This window comes from Clostridium sp. HGF2, assembly GCF_964240115.1.
GTDB classification, from domain to species: Bacteria; Bacillota_I; Bacilli_A; order Erysipelotrichales; family Erysipelotrichaceae; genus Clostridium_AQ; species Clostridium_AQ innocuum.
Genome location: NZ_CAXSSO010000011.1, coordinates 14,797 through 31,969 on the forward strand (window position 1 = coordinate 14,797; position 17,173 = coordinate 31,969).

The window sequence follows — 17,173 nt, forward strand, 5'->3', positions numbered from 1 at the left end:
GGGATATTTCTGCAAAGCTAAACAATAAGTGAGACGTTCTGTCTATCCAGCCGAAACAAACACGGCAACTGTGGAAAACCCGTTCCTTACTACAGACATTCCTGTTCTCTCTCAGGAAGACAACTGTTTTGCACTGCTTGTAACAGGGATCGTCATGAACAGGCTTTAAACCGGAAATAGATAATTGAATTGACTGAAAAAAAAGAAGAAAGAAAGCTCCTGTGAAAAGGAATTTGTTTCTTCTTTTTGTTTTTTTTATGCTTGTCTTTTAATGCGGGCAAGAAGCAGGAATACACGATTCCCTTTTACACCTTGCGCTTTAGCGAACCAGCAGCCTTCATACGTATAGCAGATGCCTTACAGCCCGATCATTTACAGCGATGCAAAACCTGCTTCCACTCCTCGCACATCCCCTGTGTGTAGAAATCCACCAGCTTCTCCCAATCCTGCGAAAGCTCTTTTGTTTTCATGCCATATCGAAGTGCCGCTGCCAGAACCTCCAGCAGCTCTCTGCTGTATTCCCCCTGCTCCTGCATCAAAGACAACGGCTTGCGGATTCTTTCCTCAGGCTTCAGCTTTCTTTCAACATCCCGAACATTGCGCGCTACGGTATCTTTGATATTTCGATTTTGAAACTTTCGAATCGCCATTTCAGAAAACGCGGTCTGCTCCTGCATGGAAACATTATACACAGTAGTGATACAGCGATTGATTACTTCCGCTATCCGTTTGATTTTCTCAGTTATTTCAATATCATTCGCGGCTTCGGCATAATCCGTATACCCCTTTTCATACCCCAGATAGGCTATACATGCACTGATACAGTTATACGTATAGATTTTGCGCTCCATCAAATCGGAAAAATGTGTTTCCTGTACAAAGCCGTATAAGGGAAGCTCATGTCCCAATGCTACGCTGTCGTAGGGAAGATGGTCCAGATTTTCACTTAAGATATCCAGTGAATCACACTGTCCAAGCGTTGTACAGAATATGACAGCTTCACTCAAGTGTATTCGGGAATCACTGCGCAATACAGCAAGGGGTGAGGATGGCTGTATTCCATTTTCTGCAACAAGGATATCCAAAGAACGCCTATCTCGCTCCTGCAATGCTGCCTGCAAAAAGGGCAGCAGCTCCGCAACGTGATCGGCACCGACACTGATAAAGATACGTTCAGCCTGTGCGACTTCTGATTGTGCACGCTCATCTGTTGTCGTATAGGCTGTATAATTATTCACCTTCAGTGGCTCCCGCTCACTTCCAAAGCGAATCGTATACGAAGGCTCCTTGCGCAGCTGCCGGATCAGGCTCTCATCACAATCCAAAAAAACGGTTTCTTCCTTTGACAGATACAGCAGACGGTTTAAATAGCCCCGCCCGCTTAATCCGGCACCGATGATTACATTTTTACTCACGTCCCTTGACCAGCCCTTCCTTACATATCCTATCCACAGCCTTCAGCACCTCCCGGTACAGTGGCTCCTGCTCGTTCAGTTCACATACGGTCTGTAATACATAGGGTATCCCGTGCTCTCTTCGCATTGCTTTCAGCTTCCTTGCGGACGCATCACTTTCCTCATCAAAGAACAGTGCCTTTGCGATGGTTTCAATTATCACCCGGGGATAAACCCCATGGTTCAATGCCATTCTTGCCGGTGCAATCAGCCGATCCTGTGCTCCCAGCTTGCGAAGCGGATCCTTTCCATGCCGTATGACACGGTCGACAATCGTCCAGTCTGTATATTTTGCTCTTGCCTTTTCCGCAAAGGCCTTCTGCTGCTGCGGATCGACATGCAGCTCCGCCACCAGTGTTTGGTTGATTTCCTCATATACCTCATCCAGCAAGGCGGAAACCTCCGGGCTGTTTGCGGCCTCTGCCAGCAGCTCATAGCCTGCCAGATAGCCATGATAGGCGATGACAGCGTTGCTTGTATTATTGGTATACATTTTCTGGGTTAAAAAATCGCCGAAGTTCTGCATCAGCTCCGCATCCTGAATCGGTGGAAGCTCCCCCTTGAAATGCTCGGCACTGATGGGAAGATACCAGTAATTCTGTACCCATACACCTGTTGCATCCTGCATTGCAAGTTCATCACTGGGCTGGGTCGCAGAGCGCATGATAACTGCCTCGTTCACACCGACAAACTGATCAAACATCGTTTTCTCCTGTTCCTCCATCTCTGCCGTAATCCCTTCATACAGAAACGCTCCCGCATGTCTCCAGTTCTCGCACGTCACGAAGTTAAACGGCTTTTTCGGTATGCCGTTTTCCTTATATATTCTTCCAATTTTCTCACCCAGTGACTTCAGGTTTGCACCACCTACGGAAACAAAGGCGATATCCGCTTCCACAAGGGCAGCACCAATGCGTTTTTCATCCTCCAGCTGTACCGCCTGAAAGCCTGTAACATCACTATCCAATGAAGAATCTCCCAGAATATACACATGGTATTTCTGATCCTTATTCAAACGATCCACCAGCTGTTGATCGATATCCACAAACGTGATATCCGTCTTACTGAGATACAGCAGCTGCCCGATAAATCCACGGGCGATTTTCCCCGCACCAAATACAATAGCCTTCATCTGTTATCCTCCTCGTATAATTTTCTGCTTTCCTGCATACGCTGATTCCCTCACTTCCTGCATAGAGAACAGTCGTAGATTGTTGGTATGATTCTAAAAGAACCCCCGCCTATAGCAGTTGTGCGGCGGGGGTTGAATTAACACGCTTTTGCGATATCGGTAAATATCCTTGCCCGACGTGTCAGCTCCTCGAAATTTCCTTCAGCGATAACCTTTCGATCGATAAAGCGGCCGCTGATGCCTGCTGCACAGTATCCGGCGTTCAGATACTCCTTGAAGTTCTCCTCATTTACACCGGCTGCCGCAAGGAATTTCACATGATTGATCGGCCCTTTGATATCCTTCAGATAGGACAGTCCCAGCCATCCTGCAGGGAATATTTTCACGATATCCGCTCCGGCATTGTGTGCCTGCAAAATTTCTGTTGAGGTCATTGCTCCGGGTATAGAAATCAGACCGGCTTCTTTCGTTGCACGAATCACCTCCGTATTCACATCCGGTGACAGGCAGAATTCTCCCCCTGCCTCCTTTGTGGCAAGCACATGCTTTACACAGGTTACTGTGCCGCTTCCCACCTTCATCTGTGGAAAATGCTCTTTGATTGTCCTTATTGCACCGCATGTCTTCTCTACCGCATCGGGGTCTGCCTGATCAAAGGTAACCTCCACTACACGTATACCGCCATCATACAGCGCTCTGATTGTTTTGATCAGCTCATTATCATACAAGCCGCGGCAGATAACGACCACCTTGTGCTTTGCGATAAATTCTACAATTTCATTCATCCTGTTACCTCCGGTATACGACCTGACTGCTTCTGATACGCATCGGTATACCGTTTCCTTTCTATAAATATTTTGCGATATCCTCTTCCGGTTCTGTAACAATGACACGCAGGAACACGTTGATTCCCTTGTTTAACAGATTGCGGAAGGCTTCCTTTTCCTCTTCACTGACAGATATGTTTTTGAACATCGGCTTTCTTCCGGCCTTCGCGCCGATTCCTCCGACATTGATGCTCTTCAGACGGACACCGGCATCGGTCAGCTCATCCAACACCACCGGTGTCTTTACAAGAATGATAATTTTCTCATGCTTTCCATCTTCATTCAAGTATCCGATTGCATCCTTGACACTTAACACCTTTAAACTGATTTTACCGGGAACACTGGATTTCATAACCATCTGCAGAAAGGAATCCTTTGCGACGCCATCATCGATGATCAGTACCTCATTCGCCTCGGTATACTGAATCCATTGTGTCATGACCTGACCGTGAATCAGACGGTCATCAATTCTTGTCCAAACGATATGTTTCATATAAGGTTTCTCCTATCATTTTGTTACTCCAAAATACTCCATCAGATGCTCCACGGCGGCATGTGACATGGTATTGACTGCCTCCACACTGACGGCGGCTGTATGCGGGCTGCATACCACATTGTTCAAACCGATAAATTCCGGATTCATATGTGGTTCCCCATCAAAGACATCCGTTCCGTACCCATAGATACGTTTTTGCCGCAATGCCTGAACCATGGCCGTTTCATCGATGAGAGAAGCTCTTGCGGTATTGATGAGGACAGCCTCGGGCTTCATCAGCTCCAGCTCCTGCTGAGTGATGAAATGTGTTCCATCCGCGTTGCCGGGAACATGCAGTGTAATGATGTCTGCCTGTTTGAAAATCTCCTGTGGGGAAAGCAGACAGATTCCCTCTTTTTCGCAGTATTCTTCATCTGCGAATATATCATACCCTAATATCTTACATTCAAATCCCTTGAGACGTTTTACAACCTGACGGCCGATTGCGCCCAGACCGAATACTCCGACTGTCTTATGGCATAAATCCATACCGGTTTCCTTTTTCCATATCCCCTTTTGCAAGGAGGAATGCACATTGCATACATGGCGCAGGGTCGCCAGCATGAGGGCAATCGTATAATCTGCCACCGCCTCCGTATTACAGTTTTTCGTCACCGTGACAGCAATGCCTCTTTTTTCAGCCTCCACGGTATCAATGTTGTCAATTCCCACACCGTATCTGGATATAATTTTCAGTTTGTCAGCCTTATCCAGCACCCGTTTACTGACAATATCAGAGCCAAGTATAATCGCATCCACGCCGGGAACCTCGTTCATCATTTCTTCCTCGCTCATAATATGATGATAGCGGTTATCAAGCAGCTCCCAGCCTAGATCCAGCATCCGCTCCCGCGGTGCCTCATCAAATTTTCCAAAGCTGTTGGATGTAATCAGAACCTTCATATACTGCACCTGCCTAAACGATTCCCAGCAGTCCACCGATGATTCCGATGGCAAACAGAATGAGCAGAACCTTGTTTACACTAACTTTTTTATTCATCAGATAAAACGTCAGCATGACCATGCCAAAGGGAAGCAGATTGTTTACAACCTTATCCAGAATATCGGTCTGTACCGCCAGCTTGTTGTCACCCAGAGCAATCTCGGCAGTTGAAGTCAGCTTTACAGTCGTGGCGGCAAGTGCACCGATGGTGATGGAGCCCATAGCGGTTACCATTGTCATGATTTTCTCCATCTTCCCGCCGCTGAAGAATTCACCGACGAAATCGCGCCCCTTGTCATATGCCTTGCGGTACAGCGTATAGCTGATACCGAAGTTCAGTGCCAGCGTCACAAAGAAATAGAAGATCGGTCCCAGAAGATTTCCTTCCTGCCCGATGGAAATCGCGATGGAGCCGATGATCGGAATCAGTGTTCCCTGCCGCAGGGTATCTCCAATTCCCGCAAGCGGTCCCATCAGAGAAGTCTTGACCGCACTAATCGCAAGTCCGTCGATTTCCGCACCACAGGCCTTTTCTTCCTCCATGGCAATCGTAAGACCAAGAATTACCGGCCCTACCAGCGCAAATTCCGAGTTATAAAATTCCATATGACGCTGACATGCTTCTGCACGTTCCTCAGGGTCTGTGTATAATTTCGCGATAACATTCTTCATACCGGAGAAAAATCCGGGTGCCTGCAATCGTTCATAGCTGCAGCAGGCCTGTGCAAACACCTCAAACATGAAATAGGATGTATTCAGATCCTTTATTGTCAGCTTTCTTTCCGTCACCTGTTCACTCATTCCTCATTCCCTGCCTTTCCGAATTTCAATTCACCATAGAAGTAAGCAGCGATTGCCGCAAAAATTGATACCACCAGCATACTCAGTCCGGAGTATGTTTCCAGGAAGAATCCCAGTGTAAAGAAAATCAGGATTCCGTTTCTTGTATTCAGCATACGGATAATCATGGCAATACCAATGGCAGGAAGAATCCCGCCGATCACACTCAGAATATGAAGCGGCTTTCCTGCCAGCATATCCAGTAGTCCCTGTGTAGCCGGGGCACCGAAGTAAACCAGCAGCGCACATGGAATCATGGTCACGGCATATCCGAACAGCTGCGTCGGTACGAGCTGCCAGAATGCCATCTTTTTAATATCACCGGTGACTGCATATTTGTCCATCTGGTGTACAAAATAAATGTTTACCGTTTGACGGAGCGTCCATACCATCGTCCCCATAACGCCAAGTGGAACTGCAATCGACATAGCGACCTGCGGTGTGGCATTGGCACTCAGCGCAAGTGCTGTTCCTACGACTCCGCCGATTCCGGGATCGGTTGGCAACGTACCTCCCGCATTTACAAAGCCCAGATACAAGGTATTGATCGTAGCACCCATGATACAGCCTTCCACCGGCTTCCCGAGAATCAATCCGACAATCGTTCCCGCACAGATCGGCTGGCGGATGGAAACACTGCCCAGCCCGGTCAGCCAGGGAACCCCGTTGTTTGTTAAATAGTAAAGCGTACCAATCAGAATGGCCTGAATAATTGAAATCTGCATAACTTATCTCCTTTCAGCAATCTGCTTATAACTGAAACTGATTTCTCAGATCCAGAATACTGTTCCCACCAACTTCTAATGCGTGCTGCTTCAGCTCCTCCAGCTTCATAAAGGTTTTGCTCGTAGCCACCTCCAGAAGAATCGGAAGATTCACCCCGGTGATACACTCACAGTGAACGCTATCCTGCAGCTCGTGCATCGCCCTTGCTGCCGCATTGGACGGACTACCTCCGAATAAATCCGTCAGAATCAGAACACCGTCTCCCTGTGAGCACTCAGACAATCTGATTATCGCCTCCTTAATCGTGTCCTTCAGATTATCAACACTGTCTCCGTGATATAAACCATGACTTTCAATCAGCGCTGCTTCTCCCATAATCAGTGCCGCACTTGACAACAGCGCCTGTGCCAGATCGCCATGTGTCACCAATAACACTGCAACCATATTTCTACCTCCTCATTTCACCAGCTGCCGGTTGTTCGACAGTCGTTCTCAACTTCGAGTGTATTGTATCACGCTGTTTTCGCCACACAAAATCGTTGCTTTTTTTACACAGTAAACAAATTGTGTAAAGCGATATTTCATGTATATATCAGCGGTTTCTTTTTATTTTTACAGAAAAAGTAACCGCTTTTCTTCCTATCCATACATATGTGCGTAAGTTTTTGCACAATCATGGTGAATTAAAAATACATTCTGAACAGCAGTGTGTAAGCGACTCGCCCATTTTACACCAAATACCGGATATTTTTGTTATAATGTCAAAAAGGAGGTTAGGCTATATGGACAAGAAAAAAGAAGAGGTGTATCAGCATCTCATCCGTCATACAGCAAAGCAGCTGCAGCAGCGCGGAAGTCTGGGAAGGGATGCTTTGAATATCAGTCTTGATCTGCAAATGGACCGCTCCAATGTATCGAGACTTTTAAACCAGCTGCATCATGAGGGAAGACTGATCAAGACGCAGGGACGTCCGACTCTGTTTTTTGCCAAAACACCATTGGAAAATGAGCATCCGGATGTACATATCCCCAGTGTCATTCCAAAGGGGAAGAGCATTCAAAGCTACCTGAAGGAGGAGCAGGAGCTAAAAAACGAACAGACACAGGCGGATGTTTTCCGTCAGTATCTCGCAAACCGCAATACCAGCAGTATGTTTGAGCCGATTCAACGGGCGAAATCCGCTTTGCTGTATCCGCCGCAGGGGTTGAATATTCTGTTATACGGGGATCCATGTGTCGGAAAGCTTAACTTTGCGAAAACGATGTTTGAATTCTGCCTGCAAAGGAAAATCTTTACTCATGGATCACGGATCGTTGTCTTTGACTGTCTGAATTATGCCGATCAGGAGCCGGAGGAAATACTCAGTAAGCTGTATGGCTATTATGATGGCAGCCATTTGAAAAAGGGGCTGCTGGAAGCAAGCAGAAACGGTATGCTCATTCTGAATCACATGGATCGTCTTTCCTTTTCCGCCCTGACCAGCCTGTACAACAGTATGATCAGCCAATCCTATACGCCACTGCATCTTCCTTCCAAGGAATATCCGATTCGCTCCCTGATAGTGGGTATCTCCAACACGGAAAACATGATACTGAATCCGGACATACGCCGCTGCTTCCCTATGCAGATACATATCCCCTGTCTGCGGGAGAAATCCATTCAGGAAATGCTTGTTCTGACGATGCAGTATTTCCAGCAGGAGGCTGCACATATTAATAAAACCATACGGATATCAAAGGGCGCACTGAGCTGTTTTGTTATGTCGGACTATTCCGGGAACCTGCCTCATCTGCATGCGGAAATCAAGCAGGCCTGTGCACACGCCTTTCGCAGCTATCTGGATCAGGAGGCTCTGTTTGTCAGTGTTGATTATGATGATATTTCCACACAGGTATTAACGGATATTTATGACGTGAATGAACGCATGAGTGAACTGGATAACATTCTGAATCTGTTTGCCGGTGAGTATCTGTTTTTCTCAGCGCTGAAACAGAATCAGGAGCTGGAGCTGCTGTATGATCTCAATGACAGTACCAGCAAAAAGGACAGCTATCTGGACAGCATTGATGATAAGCTGATCAATCTGTGTATACAGGATATCAATGCAGCAATCGGTATCCACCTGAATACGATTCGCTCCGTAATGCTGAAGCAGGTTTATGATCTTTTGTATCCGATTCTGCAAAACAATCCGATTTGTAAGAATGAAAATCTGTTGTACGGTTTACTTCTGCATGTATCCAATTCCATCAGCCGCATACGCAGTGGTAATCAGGAGCTTGGCTTTCGCCGGGCAGAGTACCGTATCGCCAAGCAGGAGGATTATGACTGTGCGCAAAGCATTGTTTCACACATTCACACGCATCAGGAGCTGCAGCTTCCTGCCGAGGAAACGGATTATATCGCCACCTATCTGTATCTTTCCTCACAATGGATCGACAGCAATTATATTCAGCTGCTGATTATCAGTGTGGATAACGATACAGCAAAGGAGTATGCCGATTATTTGAACAGCCTGTCCTTCAAAACTGAAATTCACTACCTTCGTCTGCATTCACAGACCTCCCATGAAAAGAATTGCAGGCTGATTTCCGATACGATGCATTCCATCAATCGCGGGAAGGGTGTTGTGATTGCCACAGACAGCAGTACAGTCACAGCAAGTGAAGCCATGCTGAAAAAACTGAGTGATGCTGCGTTTACCATTGTAAGTGATATATCGGTAAAAACACTGATGGCGATTGTGGAAAAGATGGAATCACTCGGTTCCACCTTAAGTTCCATCCAATATTTCCGACAGGAAAACACAAGGGATGCAGCAAGTGTAAGCGAAACGGAAACACATGCACAGGAGCTGCTGAATGATATCACAAACAAGGTACTGTCTGAGTCACTGGTATTTCTGAATCCGCATAAGGTCTGTCAGTCTCTGTTTAATGTATTGATCAATATTCTACATGATTTGAATATTTCCTATACGGATGATTTGTTGATTAAGTTCATATTCCACAGTGGATTTATGATTGAGCGATGCATACGAAAAGAGCCCCTGTCCTATCCAAAGGCCAGAGGCATCATCAATCAGTATGATCAGATGTATTATATCATGGAGAAAAATTTTGAAATTATCTCTGAAATTTTCAACGTGACGATCCCTTCTTCCGAAATGGCGATGATTATGGAGATATTCCTGCCATATATGTAGGATGTGTTCGCTTACTTTCTAGCGTTCCATCATGAAAGCAAACAAGGTCAAACGAAAGGTGAACCTAAAAGCAGCGGGAAGAAGCACGATGTAGGGGTTGCAGCTCACTGCTGCTTTATCCTAAGGACGTATGTGATGGGATGGAATGCAGGAACATAAGGCTGCCTCCTTTTCGAAAGGCAATGATAATAAAAAAACTTAAAGCGCAACAAACTATTATTGCAGGATATAGACCGCAACAAGCATACCGGTTTTGGAAGACCTGAACAGCTAAAGGGTGATTTTCAAAGCTATTGGAGCCGTCGTATTGATGAGACTAACCGTCTCGTCTATCGCATTGTTGAAGGGCGTATTGAAATTTTCCAATGTCGTACTCTTTGTGGTGATATGTAACGTCCCGAACTTTTCAGGACGCTTTTCTATTCCATGTGTAATTTTTATCTCATTTTCGCCTATCTTCAAAGATACACCAATAGAGATACAAAATGTCTCTGATATAGCTATATCTTCAAAGTCTATAATAGAAGCGCTCTTCAAAAAATGATAAACAGCATGTGCAGAATATAATACCTGTACTTGCTGGTTTCTTTCATAAAATATGTGATATCATAACGTCAGATCAAACGATTCATATCTCTTCCATTATATAGAAAACGCCTAATTTCCACAATATCATCCAATATAACATAATAAATGGTATAGTTTTTCACGTATATTCGATAATATGGGTTCACTCGTTCACACTGTGAAAAGACTTTTTCATAAATTGCAGGATGATATAGCATGTTCAAAATGGCCGTTTCCACATCATCAATTAAATTGTGTGCCGCATCCGGGTTCTGCAATACATGGGAAATGTATGCTGCCACATTCTTTACATCCTCTTCAAAAAGCGGAAGATAACGCAGCTTATAGGTCTTCATTTCCATCAACAGCTTTTCTGACATCGCCAAACACTCGTTCGTGCGAATATCGTTCCTCACTTGTTTCCGCAATACGATCAGCCTCATCCAGCTTGGTCTCTACAAAATCTGTAAGATTTGCATACCGTTCCAGACTCATAACCACCATTGTACCATAGCCGTTCTTTGTAAGGTAAACGGGTTCCCCACCATTTACAATCTCTTCAATTTCAGAGAATTTATTTCTCAAATCAGAAACAGGACGAATTTGTATCATATCAATCTACTCCTCTCTATTTTGTTATCATAATTTTATCATAATTTTATCACAATAACAACATAAAAAGTTATTTCTGTATGGTATCATCCACCAGCGTAACGCAGTTCGGATGCAGCCATAATAGAGATGCCGGAGTAGAGGTTGCTATTCTCTGACTCATAAATGCCTGATAGGCTGCTTCCTTTCGATCCCCGCAAACCAGCATAATAATCTGCCCTGATGTAAAGATTCCCTGCAGTCCTATCGTCAAACCTCCCTTTGGCTCATAGCCCTTTACCATATCGTGTGTTTTTGTTTTCTCATCCAGCTCTGCATAATGTGCGTTCAGTGTAAGGAAATCCGCAGGCTCATTCAATCCGAGATGTCCATTCATTCCCAGTCCGAGAATCATGACATCAATAGGATGCTCTGATAAAAACACATCCATCCTATCCAGCTCCTGCCTGATATCTGCCGCATCGGACACAAATTCAACGACCGCCTTTGGCTGCATATACAGCTGATCCAGCAGATGCTCCCTGATAAAGGTGGTACACGTACAGGCTGCCTGCGGCTCTACTCCATACCATTCATCCAGCTTCACGAATGTGATTTCGGACAGGTCGATTCGTTCCCTGTTCACTGCTTCACATACCAGCTCATACATCCGCGCCGGAGAGCTTCCGGTCGCAAGGCAGATAACTGCATCCGGCTTCTTACGCAGTGTATCCAGCAGCAAATCCGCAGCCTCTTTTGACATTGCTTCATAATTCTCTGTATGTATCAGTTTCATAATTACCTCCTATTTTTGAAAAAAGCTATCCGAAATTCTTATGTGGATAGCTTTATTTTATCATATTTTAAACAAGTCCGATCCATGCGCCCAGAATGGAAAGCACGATAATGGATACAATCAGAACGATTGGATTCGCCTGTTTCTTTTTCAGCAGCCAGAACAGCAGCAGGGTAACACACATTGGCAAAAAGTTCGGGAAGATTCGATCGAAGAACTCAGCCTGTACCGCAACCTCGATACCACCGTCTACCTTAATGACAGGCAGCAGGTTAATCGTAACATAGGAAGCAATCAGCGCACCGATTACCGTGATACCCAGAATTGTAGCGGAATTGGCAATCATATCAGAGTTCTCTGTGATGATATCAATGGAACGTGTTCCAAGGGTGTAGCCAAGACGGGTCCAGACAATACGCAGAATCCAGATAACCACATAGGTCGCAAAGAAAATGATCGGTCCCAGAACGGATCCCTGTGATGCAAAGGAACAGGAGATACCTGCGACAATCGGCAGAATGGTGAACCAGAAGATTGCATCACCGATACCGGCAATCGGTCCAAACAGGGCCAGCTTCAGACCCTTGATTGCATCACGGGTTCCTCCACCTTCCTCCAAGGACATCATCAAGCCCATCAGAAAGCCGACTAGGTTTGGATGTGTATTGATAAATTCCAGATTATCTGTCATTGCGGCAGACAGCTTTTCCTTGTCATCTCCGTATACCTTTTCCAGAGCAGGCAGCATTGCCCATGTAAAGCCACAGGCCTGCATACGTTCATAGTTGAAGGATGCCTGCAGGAAGGAAGAACGTATACCAAGCATTGTAATATCATGTTTTGTTAATTTCTTAGATGCCGACATTCGTGTCACCTCCAGTTATCCCTGCGTTTTTCACAGCTTCTTCGATTTCGTCTTTTCTCTGCTTCACACCGAAGAAGTCAATCAGTGCAAATACGGTACCAAGCAGCGCTACCGGCAGCAGGTTCGGCATTTCACAGAAGCATGCCATCAAAAAGCCTGCAATAAAGTAAGGTGTGTATTTTACCTTCATCATAACGCGCAGAAGCATAGCGAATCCGACTGCCGGAAGAATACCGCCGGCAACCTCAAGTCCGTGTGTGATAACGGCAGGCAGTGCGTTTACAAAGTCAGCCATCGGCTGCTGTGCAACATAGGTACACAGGAATGCCAGTGCTCCATAGGTCAGTGAGATAATGGTCATGGTTGTGAAGTTGATGCGGCGGATTCCCTTTACATCAGCCTCTGCAGCACACTTGTCGGCTTTTCCCATAAAGAATGAGAAAGCGGAATAATAGAACAGAATGACATACTGTCCCAGGAAAGAGAATGGCAGACAAAGACCCAGTGCAGCTTTCGGATCACAACCGGTTGTATACGCCAGTACTGTCCCCATCAGACCTGCGAATACAGGGTTTGGCGGCTGCGTACCACCTGCCGGTGTCAGCCCTGCGAATGCAAGCTCAATCAATGCACCAACCTTCAGCCCCAAGGTAATATCACCCAAAATCAGTCCCGTCAGTGTCGATACGATCAGCGGACGGAAGATAAAGAACGCTTCGAGGAAGAAATCAAGACCGACGATAATCGTCATAATGGTCAGTAGGATTCCCTGTAAAAGTGTAATCTCCATATTACTTTCATCTCCTTTTCAGTTTTTGTTATTCAATAGCGAATTTCGGATCTCCCGGTACATCCTGTGCATACACATTGATGCCCTTGGATACCAGATACTTCAAATCATCCATGTCTTCATCATCGACATAGACCTTCTTCGTCATAGCGCGTTTCCCTTCGGAGAAATGCATGTTTCCCACATTTACCTCCTTCAGAGCAACACCGGCCTCCACCAGACGGCGGACATCCTTCGGCGTACGGCATACGATAAAGATTTTCTGTTCCGGTGCTGCCCTGCCAATGATGGCAGCCGTTTTTTCAATCGTAAAGAAACGGATTCCCACACCGGATGATTTTGCTGTGACACTCATCAGTGACTGCTGGATTCTGTCCTCTGCAGCAGTGTCGTCTGCCACAACAATCAGATTGGCTCCCAGCGTCTTTGTCCATGTGACCCCAACTTGTCCATGTACCAGACGGTTGTCAATTCTTGTTAATAGAATATTCGGCATATATTCCACCTCCATTCACTTTTATAATCAGCAAGAAACGTGCCAACTTTCTGTCGCAGCACGTTTCGCTTGATTTATTTAGGGTTTTTGAAGTAATTCAATACATAAAGTGCTTCCGGCGCCGGAAGTTCGACACTATATCTCATTTCCACGCCACTAAAGGCATCCTTGACCTTGTCAACACGATCCTTTTTACCTTCTACTGCCTTTTCCATACCCTCCACATGCTCAATTCCCTGTTTCAGGATCAGGCGTTCGATCAGACAGCTGATATGTACATACAGACCAACCTTGCGGGTGGCATCCAGCTCCTCGTTCAAATCCTCCTCCAGATTTTCCACAATTTCCTCCACATCGTCGATAATCTTTTCTCCGTTCAGAATAGTCAGATGATTTACGATATTGGACAGAGTGAAATTCTTTGTAATATTCTGATTGAACGCTTCCAGATCAACAGCTCCCAGATACCGCTGCATCAGCTGTTCCAGAACGCCGATTTCATCGTTCATCATAACACTTTCAATCGCCATAAACGGAATGCCGCTCACCTTGGGATCCAGCGTTCCGACAATCAGCTCCACCTGATACCGGTTGAAGATGGAATCACGGTTCCCGTTTTCAACCAGCTGCTGATAATTATAGGGGATGATTTCCAGATCGATTTTGCGTGGCAGTGAGCCCTCCAGCAGCTCACTGATTTTTTTCGCTGCCCCAAAGCCGGTGGCACAGATGGAAAGGATGGCAGATTTCTTTTTTCTGCTTTTCAGATAGTGTGTGGAAAGCTGATGGTGCTCCTTCACCAGCTGCAAAATTTCCTCCACGCGTTTTCCCTGCATGATGTAGTTGCCGACCTCCAATGCCATAGCGGTAGATACATTGTTGATCAGCGCAATATTATAATCGGACATCGGCTTGATTCTTGTATAGATTTCCTCCAGACTTCCCATATCCACCAGAAAAATCAGTTCGTGTATGGTTCCCTTGCGCTTCAGATAATCATCTGCCAGCTGCGCCACCTTATCGATGGTGATATTGATTTCCATGTCGATACCGTCAAACACATACTGCCCCAGCATACGGTTCGCTGTATCCGCAATACTGCTTGCGGTGGAGTAGCCATGGCATAGAATAACACCGACACAGGAGCTGACCTCTTCATTCTGATAGCCCGCAAATGCAATGGCGATAATCACCAGCAGCAGCTCATCCAGCTCCAAATCCAGATTCAGACGCACATTCTCCACAATTTCCTCTGCTATATGGAAGATTCTCGGCATTCGCTCCTGAACCTCCTCCACCAGCGCTTTTACCGTTTTCTGATGCGCACTGATCCAAACATTGGCATCGGTTGCACATTTTGAATACTCAACAAGGATGCGGGAATAGATTTTGATTTCATTATTCGGTATGTTGATGGAGTATTTATTCATAACGATGGAATAGATTTTATCCAGCAGCTTCAACAGGTATGCCTCGCTCGTATTTTTCTGATAGCGGTTATGAAACATGACATAATCAATATAGCTTTGTATGAGAATTCCGGTTTTTTCCATATACGCAGGAAAGGCATTTGTCGAGGTTTGATATCCCTCATACTGCGTGACCAGCTGACTGTACAGATGCAGCAGCGGGGACGCCTGATTCAGCGAGCCCTTGAGCCGCTCGATTGGTATCATAGCCTCCTGCATGCCGTGGGTGGAGGATTTCAGCTGCACGGAGGTCAGGGATGGAAAGATATAATCCGGCAAATCAGCCACCTGTATTTTCAGCTTCGGCTCTCCCTGATGGACGAGGAAGGAATTTGCACAGGCTGCCTTGATGGCATTTTTCAATGCCCCGACATTACCGATAAACTCAAAATCCATCAGACTCTGATAGGCGAGATTGCTGATGAGGATTTCTTTTCCAAGGCGCTTGCTCTCCTTTGTGAAAATCGTGTAGATCAGCTCCCGCTTTTCAATCAGCGGACGATCCTTCAATGCCGGAACAGTAATCGTTATCGGAATTCTTCGCAGCAGGGTCTTTAACAGAACATTCTGCGGGTCCTCCGTTGTTGCGAAAACCAGTCGGCATTTGGAATAATACCAGTTTTCATTATCCCCGACCTTGTGATACATGCCCTTGTCCATAAAGAAAAACAGCTTTTCCTGACATTCCGCCTTCAAACAGTGCACCTCATCCAAAAACAGCAATCCGCCGTCTGCCAGTGAAATCAGCCCGGGGTTATCCTCATCCGCTCCGGTATAGGCTCCCTTTACATTTCCGAACAGATTGGTTGTCAGCAGCTCCGGATTATTTGCATACTCCGAGCAGTTTACCGCTACAAATTTCTTGTTCTTTCCGATAATATTCTGATTCACCGCATATTCATACATCATGGAGGCAATCATGCTTTTCCCCGTACCGGTCGGACCGTTGATCAGAATCGGCAGGCCTCCGGGATAGGATACTGCCGCCTTGCAATGCTCCACCACACTGGATAGAGAATTGTTACAGCCGATCAGCTGTTCAAAATCCTGTGCATCTCCCACCAGCTCCTGCGCAAGCTGTTCAAATGAATCAAAGGTGCATTTGGTCACAACACCGCTCCGTTTGTTTTCCACAGCCTCACGTACAAAAAAGTATACCGGGCGGGAATTGATTTTGATTACATCCCCTGTCTTTACCCTTTCATTCAAATACTGGGATACCGTATTGCGACTGATATGCAGTGTATCGGCAATACTGGCTGCTGTAAATCGCGTGTGCTCCTCTATGGCATATTCCTCACAGCGTTTTTTCAATTCTTCAAATACGATTTCCTTCATTGCGTTGCGCCTGCCTTTCCATTCTCAACATGCATGTATACAAAAGCGAAGACCATTTACCTTTTCCGCTTCATTGTCTCATAATCAAGCTCACTGAATTTCTCAACAGCCGATCCGGGAACATCCTGATAGAATACCTCTGTCCCCTGTGAAATCATATAATTTATGTCCTCAATATCCAGCTGTGTAAGATATACCTTTCGGTTAAATGCGACTCTCCCCTTTTCATAATGCATATTGCCGACATTGACACGCTTCAATTCAATTCCCGCTTCCACCAGCAGACGCGCCTCATGCGGTGACTGTACGACAACGAACAGCTTTTGATGACTTGTGTTGTCATTGTATGCGCGGATGAAGTCATGTACTGTATAAAAGCGGATCTGACGGCTTGCGGCAGAGGCAACACTCTGCATCAGCTTCTGTGCAAAGCTGCTGGCGGCAGTCAGGTTATCCACAACAACAATCGTGTCAATATTTAAGGTACTTCCCCATGTAAGACCAACCTGTCCATGGACAAGCCGGTTGTCAATTCTAGTCAATTCAATTCTTGCTTTCATATGAACCACCTCATTTCTTTCATTTTAACCCATTTTTC

General features: G+C 45.8%; 17 protein-coding genes and 1 pseudogene. 2 read left to right on the forward strand and 16 right to left on the reverse strand.

Annotated features, from left to right (window positions below):
- Positions 1-368 precede the first annotated feature (368 nt).
- The 8 genes from ACESPQ_RS16835 to ACESPQ_RS16870 form a co-directional block, all read right to left on the reverse strand.
- On the reverse strand, positions 369-1,415 hold the full coding sequence (locus ACESPQ_RS16835; protein WP_373144580.1) for a mannitol-1-phosphate 5-dehydrogenase: 1,047 nt from the start codon (positions 1,413-1,415) through the stop codon (positions 369-371).
- On the reverse strand, positions 1,408-2,586 hold the full coding sequence (locus ACESPQ_RS16840) for a hypothetical protein (protein ID WP_002607266.1): 1,179 nt from the start codon (positions 2,584-2,586) through the stop codon (positions 1,408-1,410). Before ACESPQ_RS16840 ends, ACESPQ_RS16835 begins: the two co-directional genes overlap by 8 nt.
- A 137-nt stretch (positions 2,587-2,723) precedes the next feature.
- Positions 2,724-3,371: a bifunctional 4-hydroxy-2-oxoglutarate aldolase/2-dehydro-3-deoxy-phosphogluconate aldolase gene (locus ACESPQ_RS16845; RefSeq protein WP_002607265.1), complete on the reverse strand. Its 648-nt coding sequence runs from the start codon at positions 3,369-3,371 to the stop codon at positions 2,724-2,726.
- A 61-nt stretch (positions 3,372-3,432) separates the two neighbouring features.
- Entirely contained in the window at positions 3,433-3,906 is a 474-nt protein-coding gene (locus tag ACESPQ_RS16850) for a PTS system mannose/fructose/N-acetylgalactosamine-transporter subunit IIB (RefSeq protein ID WP_002607264.1), read from the reverse strand.
- Between the two features lie 15 nt (positions 3,907-3,921).
- Entirely contained in the window at positions 3,922-4,851 is a 930-nt protein-coding gene (locus tag ACESPQ_RS16855; RefSeq protein ID WP_118001774.1) for a phosphoglycerate dehydrogenase, read from the reverse strand.
- Positions 4,852-4,864: 13 nt separating this feature from the next.
- Positions 4,865-5,692, reverse strand: a complete 828-nt coding sequence (locus ACESPQ_RS16860; RefSeq protein WP_008818477.1) for a PTS system mannose/fructose/sorbose family transporter subunit IID — start codon at positions 5,690-5,692, stop codon at positions 4,865-4,867.
- Positions 5,689-6,456 carry a PTS mannose/fructose/sorbose/N-acetylgalactosamine transporter subunit IIC gene (locus ACESPQ_RS16865; protein WP_002607261.1) on the reverse strand — a complete coding sequence of 256 codons (768 nt, stop codon included), beginning with the start codon at positions 6,454-6,456 and terminating at the stop codon, positions 5,689-5,691. Before ACESPQ_RS16865 ends, ACESPQ_RS16860 begins: the two co-directional genes overlap by 4 nt.
- Positions 6,457-6,481: 25 nt before the next feature.
- The gene (locus tag ACESPQ_RS16870; protein WP_002607260.1) at positions 6,482-6,901 is read right to left on the reverse strand and encodes a PTS sugar transporter subunit IIA; all 420 of its coding nucleotides are present in this window, start codon (positions 6,899-6,901) and stop codon (positions 6,482-6,484) included.
- A gap of 338 nt (positions 6,902-7,239) precedes the next feature.
- Between ACESPQ_RS16870 and ACESPQ_RS16875 the strand changes: the two genes are divergently transcribed.
- Both ACESPQ_RS16875 and ACESPQ_RS16880 read left to right on the forward strand, forming a co-directional pair.
- Positions 7,240-9,663 carry a PRD domain-containing protein gene (locus ACESPQ_RS16875; protein WP_002607259.1) on the forward strand — a complete coding sequence of 808 codons (2,424 nt, stop codon included), beginning with the start codon at positions 7,240-7,242 and terminating at the stop codon, positions 9,661-9,663.
- Between the two features lie 210 nt (positions 9,664-9,873).
- Positions 9,874-10,056 (forward strand): annotated as a pseudogene (locus ACESPQ_RS16880) (Txe/YoeB family addiction module toxin); the annotation flags it as partial.
- A 221-nt stretch (positions 10,057-10,277) separates the two neighbouring features.
- Here ACESPQ_RS16880 and ACESPQ_RS16885 read toward each other — a convergent pair.
- The 8 genes from ACESPQ_RS16885 to ACESPQ_RS16920 form a co-directional block, all read right to left on the reverse strand.
- A complete protein-coding gene (locus ACESPQ_RS16885; RefSeq protein WP_002607258.1) occupies positions 10,278-10,610 on the reverse strand; it encodes a type II toxin-antitoxin system RelE/ParE family toxin in 333 nt (110 codons plus the stop codon).
- Positions 10,573-10,842, reverse strand: coding sequence for a type II toxin-antitoxin system Phd/YefM family antitoxin (locus tag ACESPQ_RS16890; RefSeq protein ID WP_002607257.1), 270 nt, complete (start codon positions 10,840-10,842; stop codon positions 10,573-10,575). The genes ACESPQ_RS16885 and ACESPQ_RS16890 overlap by 38 nt, the downstream gene beginning before the upstream one ends.
- Before the next feature lie 70 nt (positions 10,843-10,912).
- The gene (locus ACESPQ_RS16895; protein WP_002607256.1) at positions 10,913-11,617 is read right to left on the reverse strand and encodes a 6-phosphogluconolactonase; all 705 of its coding nucleotides are present in this window, start codon (positions 11,615-11,617) and stop codon (positions 10,913-10,915) included.
- A 67-nt stretch (positions 11,618-11,684) separates the two neighbouring features.
- Positions 11,685-12,482 (reverse strand): PTS galactosamine transporter subunit IID, encoded by a 798-nt coding sequence (gene agaD, locus ACESPQ_RS16900; protein WP_002607255.1) that lies wholly within the window; start codon positions 12,480-12,482, stop codon positions 11,685-11,687.
- Entirely contained in the window at positions 12,469-13,272 is an 804-nt protein-coding gene (gene agaC / locus ACESPQ_RS16905) for a PTS galactosamine transporter subunit IIC (RefSeq protein WP_002607254.1), read from the reverse strand. The genes agaD and agaC overlap by 14 nt, the downstream gene beginning before the upstream one ends.
- A gap of 28 nt (positions 13,273-13,300) precedes the next feature.
- Complete coding sequence (agaB, locus tag ACESPQ_RS16910; RefSeq protein ID WP_002607253.1) at positions 13,301-13,768, reverse strand: PTS galactosamine transporter subunit IIB; 468 nt, start codon at positions 13,766-13,768, stop codon at positions 13,301-13,303.
- A gap of 74 nt (positions 13,769-13,842) precedes the next feature.
- Complete coding sequence (locus ACESPQ_RS16915; RefSeq protein ID WP_002607252.1) at positions 13,843-16,575, reverse strand: sigma 54-interacting transcriptional regulator; 2,733 nt, start codon at positions 16,573-16,575, stop codon at positions 13,843-13,845.
- A 56-nt stretch (positions 16,576-16,631) separates the two neighbouring features.
- Entirely contained in the window at positions 16,632-17,135 is a 504-nt protein-coding gene (locus tag ACESPQ_RS16920; protein WP_257335793.1) for a PTS sugar transporter subunit IIB, read from the reverse strand.
- Positions 17,136-17,173: the final 38 nt, after the last annotated feature.